General features: G+C 63.6%; 22 protein-coding genes, 2 tRNA genes and 1 pseudogene. 18 read left to right on the top strand and 7 right to left on the bottom strand.

The annotated features are described in order from the left end of the window. The first annotated feature begins 96 nt into the window (after positions 1–96). The 7 genes from AC3IFE_RS17960 (at position 97) to AC3IFE_RS17990 (ending at position 4071) form a co-directional block, all read left to right on the top strand. Positions 97–172: transfer RNA gene (locus AC3IFE_RS17960), tRNA-Asn, on the top strand. Between the two features lie 72 nt (positions 173–244). Continuing rightward, positions 245–320 (top strand) — tRNA-Asn (locus tag AC3IFE_RS17965). Between the two features lie 127 nt (positions 321–447). Beyond that, positions 448–930, top strand: coding sequence for a CreA family protein (locus AC3IFE_RS17970; protein WP_489191389.1), 483 nt, complete (start codon positions 448–450; stop codon positions 928–930). 61 nt (positions 931–991) lie between these two features. Further along, complete coding sequence (locus AC3IFE_RS17975) at positions 992–1894, top strand: AraC family ligand binding domain-containing protein (protein WP_489191390.1); 903 nt, start codon at positions 992–994, stop codon at positions 1892–1894. 138 nt (positions 1895–2032) lie between these two features. Then, on the top strand, positions 2033–2800 hold the full coding sequence (locus AC3IFE_RS17980) for an AzlC family ABC transporter permease (protein ID WP_089466966.1): 768 nt from the start codon (positions 2033–2035) through the stop codon (positions 2798–2800). Further along, the gene (locus AC3IFE_RS17985) at positions 2797–3135 is read left to right on the top strand and encodes an AzlD domain-containing protein (RefSeq protein ID WP_059824226.1); all 339 of its coding nucleotides are present in this window, start codon (positions 2797–2799) and stop codon (positions 3133–3135) included. The genes AC3IFE_RS17980 and AC3IFE_RS17985 overlap by 4 nt, the downstream gene beginning before the upstream one ends. Before the next feature lie 159 nt (positions 3136–3294). Continuing rightward, positions 3295–4071: a DUF4088 family protein gene (locus AC3IFE_RS17990; RefSeq protein WP_089466964.1), complete on the top strand. Its 777-nt coding sequence runs from the start codon at positions 3295–3297 to the stop codon at positions 4069–4071. A gap of 131 nt (positions 4072–4202) precedes the next feature. On the opposite strand, the gene AC3IFE_RS17995 is transcribed toward AC3IFE_RS17990, so the two are convergent. Continuing rightward, positions 4203–4604: a hypothetical protein gene (locus tag AC3IFE_RS17995; protein WP_301739533.1), complete on the bottom strand. Its 402-nt coding sequence runs from the start codon at positions 4602–4604 to the stop codon at positions 4203–4205. A gap of 266 nt (positions 4605–4870) precedes the next feature. On the opposite strand from AC3IFE_RS17995, the gene AC3IFE_RS18000 reads away from it, so the two are divergent. From AC3IFE_RS18000 to fumC, 3 genes are all read left to right on the top strand, one after another. Continuing rightward, positions 4871–5089 (top strand): RNA-binding S4 domain-containing protein, encoded by a 219-nt coding sequence (locus AC3IFE_RS18000; protein ID WP_006486208.1) that lies wholly within the window; start codon positions 4871–4873, stop codon positions 5087–5089. 168 nt (positions 5090–5257) lie between these two features. After that, positions 5258–6646 (top strand): multidrug efflux MATE transporter NorM, encoded by a 1389-nt coding sequence (gene norM / locus AC3IFE_RS18005; protein ID WP_089466961.1) that lies wholly within the window; start codon positions 5258–5260, stop codon positions 6644–6646. Positions 6647–6830: 184 nt separating this feature from the next. After that, positions 6831–8225 carry a class II fumarate hydratase gene (gene fumC, locus AC3IFE_RS18010; protein ID WP_089466960.1) on the top strand — a complete coding sequence of 465 codons (1395 nt, stop codon included), beginning with the start codon at positions 6831–6833 and terminating at the stop codon, positions 8223–8225. A 40-nt stretch (positions 8226–8265) separates the two neighbouring features. Here fumC and AC3IFE_RS18015 read toward each other — a convergent pair whose 3' ends face one another. Further along, the gene (locus AC3IFE_RS18015) at positions 8266–8778 is read right to left on the bottom strand and encodes an acyl-CoA thioesterase (RefSeq protein ID WP_027811985.1); all 513 of its coding nucleotides are present in this window, start codon (positions 8776–8778) and stop codon (positions 8266–8268) included. Between the two features lie 127 nt (positions 8779–8905). Continuing rightward, positions 8906–9052 carry a hypothetical protein gene (locus AC3IFE_RS18020; protein WP_179233376.1) on the bottom strand — a complete coding sequence of 49 codons (147 nt, stop codon included), beginning with the start codon at positions 9050–9052 and terminating at the stop codon, positions 8906–8908. 188 nt (positions 9053–9240) lie between these two features. On the opposite strand from AC3IFE_RS18020, the gene AC3IFE_RS18025 reads away from it, so the two are divergent. Together AC3IFE_RS18025 and AC3IFE_RS18030 are read left to right on the top strand one after the other, a co-directional pair. Then, entirely contained in the window at positions 9241–9948 is a 708-nt protein-coding gene (locus AC3IFE_RS18025) for an ArsR/SmtB family transcription factor (RefSeq protein WP_089466959.1), read from the top strand. A gap of 150 nt (positions 9949–10098) precedes the next feature. After that, complete coding sequence (locus tag AC3IFE_RS18030; protein WP_256979580.1) at positions 10099–12660, top strand: DUF6600 domain-containing protein; 2562 nt, start codon at positions 10099–10101, stop codon at positions 12658–12660. Positions 12661–12760: 100 nt separating this feature from the next. On the opposite strand, the pseudogene AC3IFE_RS18035 reads toward AC3IFE_RS18030, so the two are convergent. After that, positions 12761–13039, bottom strand: a pseudogene (locus AC3IFE_RS18035) (thymidylate synthase); the annotation flags it as partial. A gap of 139 nt (positions 13040–13178) precedes the next feature. Here AC3IFE_RS18035 and AC3IFE_RS18040 point away from each other — a divergent pair. From AC3IFE_RS18040 to AC3IFE_RS18065, 6 genes are all read left to right on the top strand, one after another. After that, a complete protein-coding gene (locus AC3IFE_RS18040; RefSeq protein WP_489191392.1) occupies positions 13179–14414 on the top strand; it encodes a tyrosine-type recombinase/integrase in 1236 nt (411 codons plus the stop codon). Between the two features lie 67 nt (positions 14415–14481). Further along, positions 14482–15873, top strand: a complete 1392-nt coding sequence (locus tag AC3IFE_RS18045; protein WP_489191393.1) for a hypothetical protein — start codon at positions 14482–14484, stop codon at positions 15871–15873. Between the two features lie 61 nt (positions 15874–15934). Then, positions 15935–16534 carry a hypothetical protein gene (locus AC3IFE_RS18050; RefSeq protein WP_489191394.1) on the top strand — a complete coding sequence of 200 codons (600 nt, stop codon included), beginning with the start codon at positions 15935–15937 and terminating at the stop codon, positions 16532–16534. Between the two features lie 3 nt (positions 16535–16537). Then, a complete protein-coding gene (locus AC3IFE_RS18055; protein WP_489191396.1) occupies positions 16538–18424 on the top strand; it encodes a site-specific integrase in 1887 nt (628 codons plus the stop codon). Next, positions 18417–18875, top strand: a complete 459-nt coding sequence (locus AC3IFE_RS18060; RefSeq protein ID WP_489191397.1) for a hypothetical protein — start codon at positions 18417–18419, stop codon at positions 18873–18875. The genes AC3IFE_RS18055 and AC3IFE_RS18060 overlap by 8 nt, the downstream gene beginning before the upstream one ends. A 12-nt stretch (positions 18876–18887) precedes the next feature. Beyond that, positions 18888–19721 (top strand): thymidylate synthase, encoded by an 834-nt coding sequence (locus AC3IFE_RS18065; RefSeq protein WP_489191398.1) that lies wholly within the window; start codon positions 18888–18890, stop codon positions 19719–19721. A 140-nt stretch (positions 19722–19861) separates the two neighbouring features. Here AC3IFE_RS18065 and AC3IFE_RS18070 read toward each other — a convergent pair whose 3' ends face one another. The 3 genes from AC3IFE_RS18070 to AC3IFE_RS18080 all read right to left on the bottom strand — a co-directional run. Continuing rightward, a complete protein-coding gene (locus tag AC3IFE_RS18070; protein WP_489191400.1) occupies positions 19862–20488 on the bottom strand; it encodes a hypothetical protein in 627 nt (208 codons plus the stop codon). Positions 20489–20500: 12 nt separating this feature from the next. Further along, on the bottom strand, positions 20501–21535 hold the full coding sequence (locus AC3IFE_RS18075; protein ID WP_489191402.1) for an FRG domain-containing protein: 1035 nt from the start codon (positions 21533–21535) through the stop codon (positions 20501–20503). Beyond that, positions 21435–21745, bottom strand: a 311-nt coding sequence (locus AC3IFE_RS18080; protein WP_489191403.1) for an ATP-binding protein, incomplete at its 5' end; no start/stop codon positions are given. The genes AC3IFE_RS18080 and AC3IFE_RS18075, both read right to left, overlap by 101 nt.

Consider the following 21745-nt stretch of genomic DNA (forward strand, 5'->3'; position numbering starts at 1 on the left):
CGGCGACTGCAAAAAATTTCGTGCGGCGCGGCTTTGAAGTGTTGACAGGTTAGCGAACACTCCATACAATCTCGTTTCTCTGCTGTTGTTGTTTGTTCCCCGATAGCTCAGTCGGTAGAGCGCCGGACTGTTAATCCGTAGGTCCCTGGTTCGAGCCCAGGTCGGGGAGCCAAAAACACAAAGGCCCGTTGAAAGTGGACGGGTTTTTTGTTGGACGACACAACACGCAGATGTACCGATTTATTCCCCGATAGCTCAGTCGGTAGAGCGCCGGACTGTTAATCCGTAGGTCCCTGGTTCGAGCCCAGGTCGGGGAGCCAAACAGCGAAAGGCCCGTCATTCGACGGGCCTTTTGTTTTTCCGGCCGCCGTTCCATCTTCCGGCTTCTCGTGGCCCGGTCATGCGCATGCTAGAGTCTCTGTCCCGCATCCGCACTCGGTTCCGTCGATGAAGCATCGCCTCCTGCGTTTCGCCCCCGCCGCCCTCCTGCTCTCCGCCGCCGCCGCACCGCTCGCGCACGCGGAGGAAGTCGGCAGCGTCAACACCCATTTCCGCGTCACGGGTTCCGATCGCGTGGTCGTCGAGGCCTATGACGATCCGGTCGTGAACGGCGTGACCTGCTACGTGTCGCGCGCGCGCACCGGCGGGATCAAGGGCACGCTCGGCGTCGCCGAGGATCCGAGCGAAGCGTCGATCGCCTGCCGGCAGGTCGGCCCGATCAGCTTCAAGGAACCGCTCAAGCAGCAGGCCGACGTATTCAGCGAACGCATGTCGTTCATCTTCAAGACGCTGCACGTCGTGCGCGTGGTCGACAAGAAACGCAATACGATCGTCTACCTGACCTACAGCGACCGTATCGTCAGCGGCAGCCCGAAGAACGCCGTCACCGCGGTGCCGATGCCGGCCGGCACGACGATTCCGGTCAAGTAAGCCCGCATCCGACGGGCGCGCGAGCGATACACTGTCGGTTCGACCGCTCCCGCGCCCGATCATGTCCGCCACCCGCCTTCCCGATTCCGCACGCTACTGGCGCACGCCGCTCGTGCCGGACGCGGATCTGCTCACGGCCACCTATCGCGATCACGCGTTCGCGCCCCACTGGCACGATGCGTACACGATCCCCGTGATTCTCGAAGGCGCGGAACGCTTCACCTATCGCGGCACCGGCCATGTCGCCGAAACGGGCACCGTGCCCGTGATCAATCCGGGCGAAGTGCATACGGGGTCGCGTGCCGCCGACGAGGGCTGGTGCTATCGCGTCAGCTACATGCCGGTCGAATTCATCCGCGAACTTGCGAGCGCCATCGCGGGCCGTCCGCAGGCTGCGCCTTGGTTTGCCCCCGACGTGATCCGCGACGCCGATCTCGCGGCCCGGCTCACGCGCGCGCACCGGATGCTGGAAGCCGGCAGCGAGCGCGCGCTGTCGTCGCATGCGGCCGGCGATCCGGCGGCCGGCGCTCCAGCTACCGACGCGCCGCGCCTCTACGATCCGCTCGCCGCCGAAACCGCGATGCTCGATGCGCTGTCGACGCTGATCGCGCGCCATGCCGACGTGCGGCCGCAGCCGGCGCGGCTCGCGGCCGACGAACCGCGCGTCGACGCGATGCGCGAGCGGCTCGCCGCCGATCTGACGTCCACGGTGACGCTCGACGACGTCGCGCAGGCGGTCGGCCTGTCGCCGTTTCATGCCGCACGCCTGTTCACGCGCACGACCGGCATGCCGCCGCATGCGTGGCGCAACCAGTTGCGGCTGCAGCGCGCGCTGGCGCCGTTGCGCGCGGGCGTGCCGGTCGCCGATGTCGCGGCGGCCAGCGGTTTCGTCGACCAGAGCCACTTCACGCGGCATTTCAAACGGATGTTCGGCGTGCCGCCCGGGCGCTGGCAGGCAAGCTGACGCACGGCTTCCCGCCGTCGTCGGCCGCGCCGCACGGCGATCCGCGCCGGCCGGCACTCGGGCACCGGCAGCGGCCTCGCGCCGGCGAGCGCAAGAACATACAAGCCGGCCGGCCACCGGCCCGCTATCCTCCAGCGCATGGAGGAGCGTTTCTTGAACAAGACACCCGCATCGTCCCCGCGCCGCCCGCTCAACGAATGGCTCGACGGCGCGCGCGACACGATTCCGATGATGATCGGCGCGGCGCCGTTCGGCGTGATTTTCGGTACGCTCGTCGGCAGCGGCCCGCTCGCCGCCTGGCACGGCGCGCTGATGTCGCTCGCCGTATTCGCAGGCTCCGCGCAGTTCATCGCGCTCGGCCTGATCGCCGGCAGCGCGGGTTTCGCCGTCGTGCTCGCCACGACGCTGATCGTGAACCTGCGCCATCTGCTGTACAGCGCGACGCTCGCGCCCTATGTCGCGCACCTGCCGCTGCGCTGGCGCGCGACGCTCGGCGCGTTGACGACCGACGAGGTGTTCGCGGTCGCCTACGGGCACTACCGGCACCATCCGCCCGGCACGATCGGCCCCCACTACTTTTTCGGCTCCGGGCTCGCGATGTACCTGAACTGGCAGGTCTGGACGCTCGCGGGCATCGGCTTCGGCACGGCGTTCCCCGGCCTGCAGTCGCTGGGCCTCGATTTCGCGATGGCGGCGACCTTCATCGCGATCGTCGTCCCGCAGCTCGGCACGCTGCGCTACTTCGCGGCGGCGGCCACGGCCGGCACGCTCGCGTACTTCTGGCAGGGCTGGCCGTACAAGCTCGGGCTGCTCGGCGCCGTCGCCGCCGGCGTCGCGATCGGCGTCGTGCTCACGCTGCGGCACGATCGCACGCGCGCCCGCTCCCGCCCGGAGGCCGCCTCGTGAGCTACGCGCTGTTGATCCTCGGCATGGCCGTCATCACGTACGCGATCCGCTCGACGCTGTTCCTGTTCGGCGAGCGGCTGACGTTCCCGCCGCTCGTGCGGACCGCGCTCGGCTTCGTACCGGTCACCGTGCTGACCGCGATCATCGTGCCGATGACCGTCTCGCCGCACGGCGGCACGGCCGAGCTGACCTGGCGCAATCCGCAGCTCGTCGGCGCGCTCGCGGCCGTGCTCGTGTCGGCCGCGACCCGCCGCCCGCTCGTGACGATCGCGGCCGGCCTCGCGGTGTTCTTCCTGTGGCAAGGGGTCGTCCTGCCGCATTGGCCGCCCGCCTGAGCGCCCGCTCCATTACGCGCGCTCAAGTTTCCTTCCGGTGCGCCGATATAGAAGAGGAAGACCGCCACCGGCCCCGGCGCGCATCGGTCAGTCGACGCTGCGCCCGTTCCGGTGCGCCGTGCCGGCGCCGGCTTGCGCGGGGCGCCATCGAGACGATTCATGGGCCAGATCACCCTTTCCCTCAAGGACGACACGCTCGAGTCCCTGCGCAAGGACTACGACGCGTTCGTGCGCGTGTCGCTGAAACTCGACCCGCAATTCGCGACGCCGTCGTTCGAGGATTTCCTGCGCGCCAAGCTGCTCGACAACATGGTGCCGCTCACCGAGCACGCCGTGCAGCGAATGCTGCAGGGCGGCCAGTATGCGTGGGCCAAGCGCACGCTCGACAAGGAATTTCCGGACGTCGTCGCGATCCTGATGCGGCAGGCCGGCGAATTCGGCTTCGGCTTCGCGTCGCGCTCCGAATGGACGCCCGACGAACTCGCGAAGGCATGCCGCGACTGGGCGAAGGCGATCGTCGCCGAAGCGCAGGGCGACGCGTCGCTGATCGACCCGCTCGCCGCGCAGATCAAGGGCGCGGCGCAGGACATCCAGACGCTCGAGGAACTGATGCAGACGCCTGCGTGGCGGCTCGCGGAATCGCTGCGGCAGCGGATCTACGAGGCCAAGCTCGCGTGCGAGATGAGCGTCGGCAGCACCGCGCGCGACAAGCTCGGCGAACTGCGCGGGCTGCTGCGCCTCGGGCTCGCGCACGGCTCGTTCCAGAAGCAGGAAGCGCAGCAGATCATGGAATACCTGCGGCTGTTGAAGCCGGAAATCTTCGTCGAGGAACCATACGACGTCTTCGCGCGCCTCGCCGCGTGGCTGCGCAGCGTATTCACGCCGGCTGCGGTGCGGCCGGCCCAGGGGCAGGGGCAAGGCCAGCGCCGGCCGTAAGCGCGCGTCCGGCCGCACGTATCGCCTCATGAAAACGGCCCGATTCGCGCGAAGCGAACCGGGCCGCCAGAGGTTCGCCCGTCGCGACACGCCGTCCGAACACGCGCGTCGCGACGAGCGCCGGGCACCGCTTACTGCGTGGCGCCCTGCGCCGATGCACCGCCCTGCGCGCCGACCGAGGCGCCGCCTTCGGTCGCGTCGTCGGCCTTCTTCTTGGCCGAGCCCGCATGGCTCTTGGCCGACTTCGCCGCATGCTTCGTGTGCTTCTTGGTCGAATGAACGGCCGACGACGTCGTATCCTTCGCGCCATCGGCTGCCGCGCCGACCGCATCGGTCGCCCCGCCCGCCGCATTGCCCGACGCGTTCGCGCCGGCACCACCCTGCACGCCCGCACCGACGCCTGCCGCCGGCGTCTGCGCCTGCATGCCGGCACCGGCCGCGCCTTGCGCCGTCGTGCCCGTCTGGGCGAATGCGGCCGACGTGGCGAACGCCGTCAGCGCGGCACCGATCAGCATCGTACGAATCTTGGACATGGCAATTCTCCTCGAGAAGTTGTGAGCGCCGACCGCGGCGATGCGGTCCGTCGCTTCCCCGCCGCAACACGCGACAGGCACGACAGAAGACCCGCGGCCCGCGCGGCCGGTTCGCGAATCTCTCAGACTGTTACCCACCGTTTCATTTGCTGACGAATCGCTCACAGTCCTTTACAACGTGCGGCGGCGGCCCGCGCTCGCGTGCCGGCCCGCGGTGCCGTATGATGCGGAGCGTTTCCTCCCGCGCGTCGCGCCCCTTCCTCGTCATGCCCAATCTGGATTTCACGCTGACCGGCGAATACGTCGAGCTGCACAACCTTCTCAAGATCACCGGCCTCGCGGACAGCGGCGGCACCGCGAAGCTGATCGTCGCGTCCGGCGCCGTGAAAGTCGACGGCGCGGTCGAGCTGCGCAAGACCTGCAAGATCCGCGCGGGCCAGGTCGTGCTGCTCGGCGACACGCGCATCGCGGTACGCGAGGCCTAAGGCGCGTTCACGCCGATAACGGGCTTGCGCCGGCCCCTGGGCCGTTCCCCTGCCCGCGACATGGCCATCGGCGCACGCGTTCGACACGGTACGAATAAAGCCGTAAGCTAGCCGTCTCTCAAAATAACGACAAAAGCGCGGGCCCGCACCCGCGCGAGCGCTCATTCCATGTCGCATTCCGGTCTCACGCGGACGGCCGCCGCGCCGCCGTCCCTGTCCAGTCACGCCGCCGATACCGCGCGCCTTGCCGCCCCGCTCGCGATCGCGCAACTGTCCCAGATGGCGATGAGCGTCACCGACACGGTGCTGCTCGGTTCGCTCGGCCCCGATTCGCTCGCGGCGGGCGGGCTCGGCGCGAACTTCTTCTTCGTGATCGTGACGATCCTGCAAGGCGTGCTGTCGTCGGTCAGCGTGAGCGTCGCGCACGCGCGCGGCGCGCAGGCCGAGGATCGCGTGCCGCACATCTACTGGACGGGCTTCGCGCTGTCCGTGCTGCTCGCGATTCCGGCGATCGTCGCGCTGTCGCTGGCCGAACCGATCCTGCTGATGTTCCACGAGCCGCCGCTGCTTGCGCATCACGTCGGCGAATACACGGGCATCCTGCGCTTCGCGGCGCTCGGCAGCCTGATCGGCGTCGGGCTGATGCGCGCGTTCCTGCCGGCGATCGGCGCCGCACGGCGGCTGTTGTGGGTGTCGATCGGCGGCGTGGGCGTCAACGGCGTGCTGAACTACGGGCTGATCCATGGCGCATTCGGGCTGCCGCGCTTGGGCTTTCTCGGCTCGGCCGTCGCGACGACGATCACGATCTGGCTCACCGCGCTCGCGCTGATCTGGCTGCTGCACGGCCGGCAGCGCTTCCGCCATTTCGTGACCGCCGCGCGCCCGAGGCTGCCCGTGATGGGCGAACTGATCGGCATCGGCTGGCCGGTCGCGATCACGTACGGAGTCGAATCGACGCTGTTTCTCGCCACCGGCCTCACGGTCGGCGTGCTGGGCGCAACGTCGCTCGCCGCGCACCAGATCGCGCTGAACGTCGCGTCGGTGTCGTTCATGGTGCCGCTCGCGATCGGTCAGGCGGCCAACGTGCGCGTCGGCTACTGGATCGGCGCGGGCTCGCCCGTCGCCGCGCGGCACGCGGGCTTCGTCGCGCTCGCGCTTGGCGTCGGCTTCATGTCGCTGTCGGGCCTCGTGATGATCGTCGCGCCGCATACGATCGTCGGCCTGTACCTGCACCTCGACGACCCGGCCAACGCGGGCACGGTGTCGCTCGCCGCGTCGCTGCTCGGCATCGCCGCGGTGTTCCAGATCGTCGACGGGATGCAGACCGTCGGGTCCGGTGCGCTGCGCGGCCTGAAGGACACGCGCATCCCGATGCTCGCCGCGACCCTCGGCTACTGGGGCATCGGCTTCCCGACCGGCTACTGGTTCGCGTTCCACGCGGGCATGGGCGCACGCGGCCTGTGGTGGGGGCTCGCGGCGGGCCTCGCGAGCGTCGCCGTGCTGATGGCATGGCGCTTTCACCGCAAGACCGCGTCGCTCATCGCGGCGGCGCGCTAGCGTCGGCTTGCGCGCGTCACGCGCCGTCGGCGCGACACGACACGAAATCGCGGCCGGCGCTATGCTTGTCGGCTGAACCCGCCGAGACGCCGCACGAGCGGCGCGGCTGCCTCACGATACGTCCGATTACGTCTGACGCCGCGCGACGACGCGCGGCCTTTCCCCTTTCCAGGAGGAGTGCATCATGAATGAAGCAGTTCGGATGGAACGCGACACGTTCGGCGAGATCGCCGTGCCGGCCGACCGGCTCTGGGGCGCGCAGACCGAGCGCTCGCTGCAGAATTTCCGGATCTCGACGGAGAAGCAGTCGCCCGAGCTGATCCATGCGCTCGCGATCGTCAAGCGCGCCGCGGCGGCCGTGAACCAGTCGCTCGGCGTGCTCGCCGACGACAAGGCGCACGCGATCATCGAAGCCGCCGACGAGATCATCGCCGGCAAGCATCCGCGCGAATTCCCGCTCGCGGTGTGGCAGACGGGCTCCGGCACGCAGACCAACATGAACCTCAACGAGGTGATCGCGAACCGCGCGAGCGAGTTGCTGGGCGGCGAGCGCGGCGAGGCGCGCAAGGTTCATCCGAACGACGACGTGAATCGCGGCCAGTCGTCGAACGACGTGTTCCCGACCGCGATGCACGTCGCGGCCGCGTATGCGATCGTCAATCACCTGCTGCCGGCGCTGCGCACGCTGCGCGCGACGCTCGACGCGAAGTCGAAGGCGTTCGCCGACATCGTGAAGATCGGCCGCACGCACTTGCAGGACGCCACACCGCTCACGCTCGGCCAGGAGTTCTCCGGCTATGTCGCGCAGCTCGACCAGGGCATCCGTCACGTCGAATCGGCGCTGCCGCACCTGTACGAGCTCGCGCTCGGCGGCACCGCGGTCGGCACGGGGCTGAATGCGCATCCGGAATTCGCGGTGCGCGTGGCCGACGAGATCGGCCGGCTCGCGAAGCTGCCGTTCGTGACGGCGCCGAGCAAGTTCGAGGTGATGGCGGCGGCCGACGCGCTGGTCTTCGCGCACGGCGCGCTGAAGACGGTCGCGGCGAGCCTGATGAAGATCGCGAACGACGTGCGCTGGCTCGCGAGCGGGCCGCGCTGCGGGCTCGGCGAGCTGTCGATCCCGGAAAACGAGCCGGGCAGCTCGATCATGCCGGGCAAGGTGAACCCGACGCAGTCGGAAGCCGTGACGATGCTGTGCTGCCAGGTGTTCGGCAACGACGTCGCGGTCAACGTCGGCGGCGCGAGCGGCAATTTCGAGCTGAACGTGTTCCGGCCGATGATCGCGCACAACGTGCTGCAGTCGGTGCGGCTGCTTGCCGACGGCGCACAGAGCTTCAACGATCACTGCGCGGTGGGCATCGAGCCGAACCGCTCGCGCATCGACCTGTTGCTGAACGAATCACTGATGCTCGTGACGGCGCTCAATCCGCACATCGGCTACGACAAGTCCGCGCAGATCGCGAAGAAGGCGCACAAGGAAGGCACGACGCTGAAGGCGGCCGCGCTCGCGCTTGGCTACCTGACCGAGGCGGAATTCGATGCATGGGTGCGTCCCGAGCAGATGATCGGGACGCGATAAAGGCAGGACGGGGGCGCGACGAGCGCGGCGCCCGCGGCACTCAGACGGTGCCCTTCGCGACCTCTTCCGGCTTCATCTCGACGATCTTGTCGAGCGCGGCCCGCACGTCGGCCGCATATTTCGCGAGCACCTTCTGCTCGTCGGTCTCCGGCACGAACGGCGGCACCGGCACCGGGTTGCCGTTCTCGTCGACCGCGACGAACACGACGAGGCAATCGGTCGTCTGGCGCAGCACGCCGCCTTTCGGATCGCCGGCGTGCACCGACACGTGGATGTGCATGCTGGTGCGGCCCGTCGCGACGACGCGCGCCTTCAGCTCGACCAGATTGCCGACCAGGATCGGACGCTGGAAACGGATGTTGCCGACGCTGACCGTCACGCAATAGCGGCTCGACCAGACGGCCGCGCACGCATACGCGACCTCGTCGATCCACTTCATCAGCGCGCCGCCATGCACCTTGCCGCCGAAGTTCACGGACGAAGGCTCGGCAAGGAAGCGGAATACGGTTTCGGTGCGGTCGAGAGCGGCCGGCACGGGGGACGGTTGGGGCATCGTTATGGCTCCAGGCGGCAGGGGCGCTGTAATCGGGCCATTATACGTTGCACTGCGGCAATGCGTCGCGGCAAGCCCCGCGTGGCGGGGCGCCGGCGCCCATGCCGGCTCGCACGCGGAACGGCGGTCAGCGGCGCACCGTGATGCCCTGGTCGATCGTCCCGTACATCTCGATACTGCCGCTGCGCTCGCCGGTCGCGCCCGTACCCGCGCCGCCCGACGCACAGGCCGCACACACGAGCGCGGCCGCCAACACACAGAAAATCGTCTTCATCGTTGCATCGCGTCACGTGCGGCGGCCCGCTGCCGCCGCGTCCGGTCATTCTACGCGTGCCCTGCAACGGGCCGCAGTCCGGTCCGCGCAGGCGCCCCGCTGCCGTATCCGACATTTCATCCGGAAGCGAAACATCGAATGCGCGCCCGGACTACACTGCCTGTCATCCCGCTCGACGAGACACGACGATGACCGATCAAGACGACCACCATTTTCCGGGCCTGAGCCGCATCGGCGCACTGATCGCCGATCCCGGCCGCGCCGCGATGCTGTGGGTGCTGATGGACGGCAGCGCGCGACCGGCCGGCGAACTGACGATGATCGCGGGGCTGTCGCCGTCGGCGGCGAGCGCGCACCTCGCGCGCCTGACCGAGGGCGGGCTGCTGGCCCTCGAGGTGCGCGGCCGGCATCGCTACTACCGCATTGCGTCGGCCGACATCGCCGCCTCGCTCGAAGCGCTCGCGAACGTCGCCCGCGCGGCCGCGCCGCATCGGCCGGTTCCGCCTCCGTCGCGCACGGTCCCGGCCGAACTGCGCTATGCACGCACTTGCTACGACCACATGGCCGGCGAGCTCGCGGTGCGCATCTTCGACGGCCTCACCGCACGCGGCTGGCTGCTCGCCCACGGCGACGCGATCGAGACCACCGAACTCGGCACGCAGGCGCTCGCGCAATGGGGCATCGACGTCGCGCAGCAGCGCGCGCGCCGGCGCCGCTTCGCGTGCGGCTGCCTCGACTGGAGCGAGCGGCGCGCGCACCTCGGCGGCGCACTCGGCGCCGCGCTGCTGGACAGCTTCTGTGCACACGGCTGGATCGAGCGCGCCGCCCGACCGCGCGTGCTGCGCGTCACGGTGCCGGGCCAACAGGTTTTCGACGCATGGCTTACGTCCGCTTGACGCCGGGATTGCAGCTGCACGACAACGGCGCGCGATGGACAGGTTTTGTTACATCGCGTGCCACTCGACTTACAAAACACCGTGCCTTGAAACAGGCCAAGCGGATATCGTGAACTGCACGGCACGAATCGACGCGCCGCGATCACAACGATGACGCTCACCATGGCCTCCCTGTTCGCGCTCAAGCGCACCGCCCGCTCCACACTGCTCGCATTCGCCGCGCTGGCGGCGCTGCCGCCCGCCTTCGCGCAATCGACGGATGCGCCGCCGGCTGCGGCCGCGGCACGGCAACCGGGCGGCGATCCGCCTGGCCGCGTCGCGCGGCTCAATTACCTGTCGGGCGCCGTGACGACCGAACCGGCCGGCACCGATACCTGGTCGTATGCGGCGGTGAACCGGCCGCTGACGACCGGCGACCAGCTGTGGAACGATGCCGGCGCACGCTCGGAACTGCACATCGGCTCGACGGCGGTGCGGCTCGGCGAATCGACGAGCCTGTCGGTGCTGAACCTCGACGACACGACGACGCAGTTGAAGGTGGGCCTCGGCACCGTGTCGACGCACGTGCGCGGTCTGCCGCCCGGCGGCTCGTACGAAATCGACACGCCGAACCTCGCGCTCGGCATCACGGGCCCCGGCGACTATCGCGTCGACGTCGCGCCGAACGGCGCGAGCACGACGGTGACGATGCGCAGCGGCAGCGCGACCGTCTATGGCAGCAACGGGCAGTATCCGCTGTCGCCCGGGCAGCAGGTCGTGTTTACCGGCACCGACCTCCAGGTCGCGCAACAATCGGCCGCACCGGCCCCCGACGCGCTCGACCAGTGGGCCGCCAGCCGCGACGCGGCCGAAGCGCGCTCGGTGTCGGCCCGCTACGTGTCCCGCGACGTTCCCGGCTACCAGGATCTCGACGCGAACGGCACGTGGCGCGAAACTCCGAATTACGGCGCGGTATGGGTGCCGAACGACACGCCGGCCGACTGGGCGCCGTATCACGACGGCCACTGGATCTGGCAGGCGCCGTGGGGCTGGACCTGGGTCGACGACGCGCCGTGGGGCTTCGCACCGTATCACTACGGCCGCTGGGCGTACGTGGACGACAGCTGGGCATGGGTGCCGGGCCCGATGGTCGTCAGCCAGCCGCCCGTCTACGCGCCGGCGCTCGTCGCGTTCGTGGGCGGCGGGGGCGGCGGCGGTTCCGACTGGAGCGTCGCGCTCACGGTCGGCGGCGTCGCCGCGGCTGGCTGCGCCTGGTTCGCGCTCGGTCCGGGCGAACCGTGGCATCCGGGCTGGGGCGGCTGGAGCCCGCACTACTACGACCGCGTCAACCGCAACATCGTGGTGAACAACGTCAACGTGAACAAGACCGTGAACGTGACGAACATCACCAATATCACCAACATCAACAAGACGTACGTGAACTTCCGCGCGCCGCACGCGATCACGGCCGTGCCGGCCGCCGCATTCGTGCACGGGCAGCCGGTCGCGCACTTCTCGCAGCACGTCGATCCGCGGCAATGGCGCAACGCGCACGTCACGCCGGGCACGCCCGGCATCGCGCCGGTGCGCCAGAGCTTCACCGGCGGGCTGCGCACCGCCAGCTATCGTCCGCCGGCGGCGATCGCGCAACACCCGTACGTCGCGACGCGCAATCCGGCCGTGCCGCCTGCGTATCGCGACCAGGCCGCCGCCCATCTCGCGCAGCAAGGCGGGCGCGTCCCGGGCGCCGGCGCGCCCGTCGTGAAGACGAACGTGCCGGCCGACTATACGGCGCGCCCGGTCCGTGTTCCGGGCACGCCGGGCGGCGGCGCCTGGGCGATGCACAACGTGCGGCTCGTGAATCCGCACGGCCCCGTCGTGCAGCCGGGCCGCGCGCCGCACGAAGGCAGGCCGGCCGGCGAGCAGGCGGGCCGGCCGGGCGTACCGACGCCGGGCATGCCGAACGTCGGCCGGCCGGCGAACGGCGAAAGCTCCACCGCGCCCCGCTTCGCCAACGGCGGCGCGCCGCAGGCGTCCGGCAGCCCGATCCCGCATCAGGCATTCGCGCCCGGCAACGGCGTTCCGCATCCGCCGGGCGCGAACAACGCTCCGACGGGCATCGGCAATGCACATGCAGCCGCGCCGTCGTCACCCGCGTGGATGCAGCCGCACACGCCGATGGAGCGTCAGCGCGCCGCGCCACCCACCGCGCTGCATGCGGCAGGACAGAATGCGCTGCCGCCCGTGCGCAGCGCCGCGCCGCCGCACCCGGACGGCGTGCCGACCCCGCAGGGCATCCAGCCCGGCGGCCGGAACGAAACGCCGCGCGCGCAGCCGCAGTCGGGCCCTATCGCGCAGATTCCGCAACCGCGGCCGCGCGCCGAACTCCCGACGCCGGCCCGCCAAGCGCAGCCGCAGCCCGAACGGGCCGCCCCCGCGCCGCACCCGCGCCAGGACTTCGCGCAACCGGCGCCCCATCGCGAAATCGCGCCGCCGCGCGTGAACGAGTACCGCCCGCCGGCACCCGCCGTGCATGACATGCCGCGCCCGCAGCCGCAAGCGCCGCGCATGGAGCCGCGGCCGCAACCCCAGCCGGCGCCGCGGATGGAGCCACGCCCGTCGATGCCCGCCCCCCGGATGGAGCCACGGCCGCAGCCGGCGCCGCACGTCGAGGCGCCGCGTCCGGGCAATCCGCCGCCGCAGGGCGGCCACGAGGAGCGGCATCGCCAGTAAGTGCGGCAAACCTGAAACAAAAAGGCTCGACCGGTATCAGCCGGTCGAGCCTTTTTTGCAGGGAACGGAGCAATGAAACCGCGCGGCCCCGGCCGCGCGATCAGACCGCCATCGGCGCGGTCAGCGGCTCATGGTGCCGGTAGCCGACGAGCGAGAAATCGGACGGCTCGACCTGCTCCAGCCATTCGGGCGCATAGACGCCCGTCTTCGCGTACTCGGGCACGCGCTCGGCGATCTCGAGCCGCAGACTTTCGTACGGCTCGCGCGTGAGCTGCTGCTGCAGCATGTCGAGCTGGTTCTCGTAGATGTGTTTCTGGAACCAAATCTTTTGTACCAATCCAGTGCATCCTCCTTGAAAACTGGACCAACTAGCCATCTCAGGCGGGAAATTTTAAAGAACCATTTTTTTCACCACTTCATCAAACTGCGGGTATTATTCCGCCGGCGCTCCTGACAACCGCCCATCCAACTCAGGGGCGTTCGTCCTACGGAGCGACATTCCTTTTAGGAGATTCTCAGTGCCGCTCGCCAACCGCCTTGAACCTCAATTTGTGAAAGTGGTCGGCGGCGCTTCCTCCGAAGTCGTCGTGCAGTCCAGTGGCGACGTTCTTCAGTTGTCGGTCAATGCGAGCGCCTACCCGCTTTACAGCGTGCTGGACAGCTACGGGGTCATCGTAAAAAGCGTCCATCTCTGGCTGCGCAAACTAAGAGCCGAAGCTGGTTTGAGCATCGCCATGAGCACCGTCGAGCAGTACGCCCGCACCCTTTCTTATCTCTGTCGTTGGATTGAGCGGGATGGGCCGTATCCGAATCTGAGCGTCGACGAAAATCTCGTGCTGCTCAGTCGCCAAGACATTCAAGCGTGGACTCGCGACATGAAAACGCGAGGAGCCGAAAGTCATTACACGTTGCACTCACGAGAGGCCTGCGTGAAGCAATTCTTGGATTGGATGGCAACGAAAGAAGCCGGCAACCTGCGAGACCCAGAGAATTCCCCCTATGGCCGTGCCGGCACGCTTCGCTACGTGGTTGCATCACCGAATGCCCGTAGTCCAAGGTATGTCTCTTCAGAAATCGTCGTACAGCTCCTGAATGGCATGCACAATGAGTGCGAGCGGTGCATGTTTCACGCACAATACGACATGGGACTCAGAATCTCCGAGTTGGTGAATCTCGTGGCTAGCGACATTCCCGATGACTCGATGTACAACCCAGCGTTCCAATTCATTCCAATCTGCGCCCGGCGCGTCAAGGGGCGCGGAGGTCAGAAACCCGAAAAAGTCACCTTGATTTCGCGGGCTGTCCTCAAGCGCATCAAGCGCTATCACAGTAGTCGCGAGTACAAGCTTGCTTCGGACTGGGAAATCAACGACCCAAACAAGCCGGTGTTCCTGACCGCAAATCAATTGCGGTGGAGCGTCAGAAACGCGTCGAAGCAATTCAAGAACGCTGTTAGGAGAGTTCGCCTCATTGACGCAATGGCGACCCATTGGATGCGTCACGGTACTGCCTTTTCAGTATTGTGCTCGGACATCGGGAAGACCTACCAAGACAGGATGTTGTTGGTTCAGCAGATGCTTGGGCATGCTCATTTGAAGACGACCGAGATTTACACGCAAATTCCACCCGACCTGCTGCAGAGGCTAACCAAGGCCGGCAAAGAAATGAATCGTCTCGACGAGGCTGAATCTATCCGCGAGCAAACCTACCTCGGACCGCTACAGCACAATGAAAAGCGGGGGCACCATGCGTAACGAACCAGTGCGCCTCTACAAGCCACCCAAGCCAACTCTCGCAGACCCATACGCCCAAATCAAGTGGATGTTTTTCCAAGTGGAGGCCGAGTACGAGGGCAGGAGTGCTGAACGTTTCCGCTATGCGCGCAACAAATACTTGCAGTACGTCGCGGAGACGAGCTCCTACTACCCCGAACTCGAGACCGACAAGCGCTTCTACTTGGCGCTACACTGGGAAGCCGACGCACTGATTCGCTTCAACAAATGGCTAGTCGGTCAAGACTTGAAGAGCAAATCTCGATATGCCGTGTACAAATCGGTTCGTCAGGTCATGGACATGGCCTACGCTCTTCGCATTATAGATAATGTGGTCTATCACCCGCCGGTATTCAAGGGCGTCTCCGAAACCAAGGAGCGGTCTGCGTACTCGGAAAGCGAACAAGAAGTCATTAACGCGGCCATCGCACGTTGGATTGACCTGGCCAATAGCGTCCTTAATGGCTACACCCCAACTGGGGAGGGCATCCCGCCTCGTCGCCAGAACGTTCTTCCTCCGATTTCGATAGACGGCCAACTATGCACCGTTCCTGAGGCGGCGAAACAGTATGGCGTTAAGCAGGGGATAATTTACGAGCGAATTCGAACGGGTTGGACAGCCGAACAGGCAGTAGGCCTCGCGCCTCCGCCTCCGCCTCCGCCTCCGCCTTCGGGATTTACTCCAGTCCAAGTTTCGGTCGAGGGTATTAGCTATTCGAGCATCGGTGCAGCCGCCAGAGCGTATGCTGTTGACCAATCGTTGGTTGCCCAAAGGTTGCGGAAGGGCCACACCCCCGAGCAAAGCGTCGGCATTACCCCAATTCATGTGCTGAAACGCGACGAGCGCGCATTACTGTGGATGTTCGAGAATCAGTTCGCAAGTGACGCTCTCGCAATGTATGAGGACTTCTATCACCGGCGGCAAAATCTTGTCGCCGTGTGTACGATGCAGCGCCTGTCCAAGCTATTCATCCGCTGGGGGGTCTGGCCGCATGTCGATGACCGCCTAATCATGCCGTTGGCGGCCGAATTCAGTATGCTCGCTGGCCTGAACGTCGAGGCGCTCAAAGAGCTTGAAATCGACTCCTACCAGCCCGAACACCGGCTCACCGGACAGCCTGTCATTAGGTATCGGAAACGACGTGCCGGCAGTTCGACCCGTTCAGAGGACAGAGAACTTCATCTTCCGTTACTTGACATGGAAGAGCTGTATCTTGACGAGTCCGTAGTTCAAAAGGTTGAGAAGCTGGTTGGCTTGGTTTTAGGGCTGACGTCGCGTATCAGGAAAGACGCGCCCCCCGGAGATTGCTCGCCGCCTTTTCATATTCGAAGACGTCGAATGCTCGCAAAGAGAGGGCAAACGTGTCATCGTCGCCATACACCCCAAAACGAAAGCCGGAAAATGGTACCGTCGGTTTTGCACCGACGAAGGGCTATATAGCCTCTTCGGGAAGAACTTTAACTTCAGTCTCGCTCGCTGCCGTCCAACGCTCGCCACCAATATGGTGCTGGCCGGTGCCACATTGTTCGACGTACAAATCGCGCTTGGGCATGAGAGCATTCAGACTACCGCCACGTACCTCGATGAGCAAGGTTTGAAGCCGACCTTCAATCGCACCGTCTCCGAGGCGCTGGAGCGCATTGCGCAACGCTCTAGAGAATTTCAAGAAACGGAACAAGCGCAGGTATCTCGTGCACTGACAACCCCGACTCCTGAACTCGATTGCTTTCACGAAACACTGTCGGGATGCGGATGCAGGAACCCGTACAACCCCAGCGAGAACGTCCGGGCTGTCACGAAGCATGTGGATGGGACCCCGTGTCGATTCTGGAACATGTGCATACGATGTGACCGTTCTATCGTCACCGAACGCACCCTTCCAAAGCTCATCGTCTACCGCAGGCGCGTGAATGTGGCGCTTGAATCAGACTCACCAGCCATCCGAGGTCGCAAGCCGCTTTTCGAAGACGCAGTAAAGCTCATTGACGGTATTCTCGCAGAAGACGTGGTGTTTCCGGCAACGGTGATTCGAACCGCCGAACACATTGCAGCGACGATGGACGATTTGCTCGTTGACCACTTGATTTATCAAGGTTTCTGAAACGTGAAGACCTACGCTCGACTTCCCGCCCTGTCCGACATCACCGTCGGGCAAGCAGTCTTCCGAAACGACATGCCGGTCTGGCTTGGACGCTTTGGCGACGATATCTGGCCCTTCATCGAAATAACTTCGCCCCTCTATACAGGCCCCGCCAGTTCAAGCTTTATTTGGCGCGACTACGTCGAAGGCAAGGGCGCTACTCTGCGGCATCCCAGCTCCTTTTCGAAGGCCACGTATGAGTATTGTCTAACCGATGCAATAGTCGCAGACCTGAAGATTTCCGCAGTAATTCACGGGTATTTTCCACAGCTCATCAAGCACGCACGAGCGCGGAAAGAGCAACTCGACCCGAAGACAGTGAGAGGGCGTACTGAAGAACTGGCTAAGTTTCTCTCCATAGTCATCAACGAAGGGAAGCGTAGACTACACCTTCAAATCACCCGTCTGAGTGATATTCCGTTCGCCCTTCTTAAAGAGACTATTCCGCAGTATCCGGGCCGCCCCGAGCATCTTCGCCGTGCGCTGAAGCTGATTTCCGACCCCATGGTTCAGAGAAATCTCAGTGCCCCGCTCCAGTGGGGCTTGCTCGACATCGAAAAATCGTCAATTGCATGGGGCGAGTCTAAGTATGAGGGTGGAATCCCAACGTTATCGGATTCCCAGTTCCTGTTCATGCTTGACTACTGCAAGCGCGCTATATCACGCTTCAAAACAGCAGCCGCCCTCACCATTCATGACAAGGAATGTCAATCTTTGGCTAGCTCGACTAGCCTGCCAGCCAGCGAAACGTTAGCGTCCGCGATGCTTGAATCTTTTTCTTCGGCAGACGAACACAAAAGCCAGGCCTTCCGAAGGAAACACCACATTACCCGGAGTGCGGTAACAGACATCGTCATAGAGGGGCATCTCGCATCCCTGCTTGTTATCCTGTTGTTTACGGCGATGCGCGTCTCCGAGACTCGTTTCCTCATGCGCGACTGTCTCAAGTTTGAACACGGCTACTGGTTCCTTGTTTCCAAAGAGGTCAAGCATCGTCCGAAAGATGTTCCAATCTGTGAAGGTTGGCTGGCCGTCGACCTGACGAGAGACGCGTACGACGTCCTCATGTTCATTACGGACCGTACCGGAAATCCGTATCTCTTCTCGTCACCAGTCCCTGGAAAGGCCAAGACTGGATTCGGGTACAGGGGCGGTGCGCTCGCTACAAAGTTTGAACGATGGCTAGCACGAATTGACGTAGATGGACTCTTCACCAATTGGAAATTTTCGGTTCATCAATGTCGCGAAACACTCGTGGCACAGCTTGCGAACCAAGAGGTCGGCTTACCGTTCATCAGCATGCAGCTCAAGCATTTTCATAGTCAGTTCAATGCCATGCCCAACGCAGTAACGGCTAATTACGGGAACTACCGGCAGCAGTTGATGACGAGCGTTACGAACCGCCTTGCCGAAGCTCGGGAGACTGCTCTCCTAGACCTATTCGGCGAAGACGCCAAGTTCGCCGGAGGTGGCGGCGCTGCTCACAAGGCACGTATCGACACGTTCTTCGCCGGTCTAGGCCTGTTCGGGAATGAGCGTGAGCAATACATCAAGGATATGGCCAAGCGTGGCGTCAAGCTGATGCCGACAAGCATCGGAGCTTGTGGCAGAAACTTTGCTATTCCAAACGCAGATGTGCCGCCCTGCTACGGCGACTATCAGTGCGACCCCGAATGCCCGAGTCACGTTATTACACAGCGGGCAGCGCAGGTGCTCGCTATGCGCAAGGAACACGCTCAGGGTGAGGCGGAGCGCGAGACCAATCCGGGCTACAAGACTATCTGGCTGGGCCTTGTTCAAACATTGGACAAGCACATCGCCACTTTGGATTTGGAGACCGTCGATGTCTGACGGTCGCCCGGAAGAGCTCATCGAGCATCAGGTAGGCGCCTCGACGAAAAATGATACACTCATCCTCAATGCCCTTGGGTTGCTTGAGGACCCTACCAAGCGCGGGAAGCGCAAGGCGACGGTCGCGGTCATATGCCAGTTGACGGGGCTGTCCCGGAATACTGTGCGCAACCGGCAGTGGGCTCTCGACAGGCTCAATGCCTTAAAGAAGAGGCTCAAAACCGGTGCGATAACGCCGGCTGCGGGCCCGTCCACTTCCGAGCAGACTGCTGAACCCACCCTCGATGACCTGAGGAAGCGAATCAGACGTATCCTCGAGCAAAACGCGCTGCTATACGAGGAAATCCTGTGCCTGCAAAGCACAATCGCCAAGAAAGACAGCGAGATTGCAGCGCTCAAGGCTCGGTACAATTTTTCAATCGTCCCGCCCGTCGGCCGGAAAATCGAATAATCGGATGTCGACATGAAGCAATATTTGGAACTTCTTCAAGATATTTTGGAGAACGGTGTCGCCAAAGGTGACCGTACAGGCACAGGTACCAAGTCGGTGTTCGGGAGGCAGATTAGACACAACCTGTCAAAAGGTTTTCCTCTGCTCACGACGAAGAAGTTGCACTTCAAGAGCATTGCCAACGAGCTAATCTGGTTCCTTAGCGGGAGCACAAATGTCGGTTGGCTGAAGGAAAACGGGGTCTCAATCTGGAACGAGTGGGCTACCGAAGACAATGAGCTAGGTCCCGTCTACGGCAAGCAATGGACAGCATGGCCGACCAAAGACGGTCGTACCATCAACCAGATTGACTACGTAGTCAACACGCTTCGCAATAACCCGAACAGTCGGCGCATCCTGTTCCACGGCTGGAATCCGGAATACTTGCCCGACGAGTCAATCAGCCCACAGGAAAACGCTCGACAAGGTCGGATGGCTCTGCCGCCTTGCCATCTGCTGTACCAGTTCTACGTGGCGGAAGGCAAACTGTCCTCGTTGTTGTACATCAGAAGTTCGGATAGCTTCCTCGGGCTGCCATACAACATCGCCTCCTTGGCATTGCTCACGCACATGCTCGCTCAGCAATGTGATTTGACGCCACACGAAATCATCGTCAGCATCGGTGACCTGCATGCTTACTCGAACCACATGGACCAGATTCATACGCAACTGGAGCGCGAAGTTCGTGAGTTACCTCGGTTGAACATCAAACGACGTCCGGACTCAATTTACGACTACAAGTTCGAAGATTTCGAAATCGTCGGCTACAACCCGCATCCGAGCATTTCCGCTCCAATCGCCATCTGAACCATCGGTCAAGCGCGCGGTGGGCACAGGCAGTCTCGTCCGCGTACGAAACAACGAGACCGCGGTGAGCCCACCCTACGCTGCGACGTCGTCTCACCCTCCCGGCAGCGAGCATCGCGCGGTCTCTGTCAATGTCAATCTCAGATGTTCAAGGGCTCCACGTAGTCAGCATCTATCCCATCATCGCCGATGCCCACGCGACTCAGCTCGATGTCTTTCCTTTCACATACGATTTGCAAAGCCTTGAACAGCGCGGGCTCCATTCGATGGCCAGCAATGACCCGTTTCACGGGGCTCGGCAGATAGAAGTACGCGTCTCGCTGTAATACGCGAACCTCCTGTTCGTATTCCCACTCGCGGTACTTCGACGACAACACCTGCTCCGCGGCCTGCTCAGGCGAGAAGTCGTCCCCAAACGTTAGCGACGCGAAGACGCCACGATAGCTGACTTCTTTGATTTCAGGGGCATCGTCCGGCAACTCGACTTCGATTGCCAGACCCTCGAAGCCAGAGGCGTAGTGAGCCCAAAGCAGGTGACAGTCGAAAGTCTTCGCCAGCGAGCAAACCTTGAGCCCCTTCTTCTCCTCTACGACTCGGGCGACCTGTTCCTTAATGTCGTCTTCGCGCGAACTCTTATAAGAGTAGGCGAACATGCCCTCCATCGGGTCGTTCAGCTGCCGCCAGTCCGCACAAAACAAACGGTTGTTGAGCATGATGTCAAACGCATACTGAATTTGACTTGCTGGCCTGAATTTATATGCCTTCAATTTTTCTTCTCCCTAGTCATTTTTAGTTGATTTCTTGCGAGCGTCTCGCTTTTTCTTCGCGCGCTTCTCCTTCGAACTTCTTTCACGCTCCAGCTTTCCAAGATAGGCCTTACGCTCGTGCCCCCACCGCCGCTGCTCATCAACACGCACGTCATGAGCAACACTATCGAGGCCGGGATATATGAACGACTTGGTAAATCCAAAATGTCGAAGCTGCTGCCAGATAATGGAAGTCTTTTCCTGCGGAATCAAAATCTTAGTAATAAGTGGCCTAACTGCGGAGAACCAATCGAGCGGGTTCACGTCTCTGCCGTGGATTGTAAACAGCCCGGACTGAGCCCGAATTCGCGGCGATAGCTGAGGCGCTGTAATACAGAGCGGCGCGTAGTTATCGAAGTGCTCGGACGACAACATAGTAGGTCGCGTGTACGCCTCCCAATAGCCGTAGTCTGCGGCTACATCTACGACCTCATCGATGTCCGCGTGCATCGCGTGATTCACCTTGTGCGGATTCATCGCGAAGACTGCCGCTGCATTTTCGGCGAATTCGTCAATCTCTTCTTCGCGGTCTTCATCGGAAGCTACTCCCGAAGACTGCGAGTCTTCAATCGCGAAATACAAAGCGACCAGCGCGTTTGTGGTCCAGTCAAGAAGCCTTGTTGGCACACCATGGTGCTGCATCAAGAACAACCATTCGAAATCATTGCGTGGAACGAAATCCAAAAACGGTAGCGAACGACGCTTGAAATCACTTAGCATTCGCTCCGGGCTGACACCGGTGAGTTCATATCCGCTCGCCCTTAGTGCCTCAGTACCATCTAACGGCCGTCCATATGCATCGCGAAACGCAACCAAGTCTCGAAGCGCCCCCGGCTGTTGATTTCCACCGAATCTTGACCCACCGTTTTCATCTAAATCTGACCCACCCCGAGACAGCGTAGTACATCTACTCCGGTGTGGATAACTCCTCACTGCCTGCTGCTTTTGCTGCTCTCTTTCTGGTTGCCTTCGCCTTGGCAGAGCTGGACTTGAAGCGCCAGGATTCATTGCCCGTTTCGACGATGTGGCAGTGATGGGTGACGCGGTCCAGCAGCGCCGTCGTCATCTTTGCGTCCCCGAACACGGTCGCCCACTCGCCGAAGCTGAGGTTGGTGGTGATCACGACACTCGTGTGTTCATACAGCTTCGAGAGCAAGTGGAACAGCAATGCGCCACCGGTCTGGCTGAACGGCAGGTAGCCCAGTTCGTCGAGGATTA

This window comes from Burkholderia sp. APQ4-4ca, from assembly GCF_057837105.1.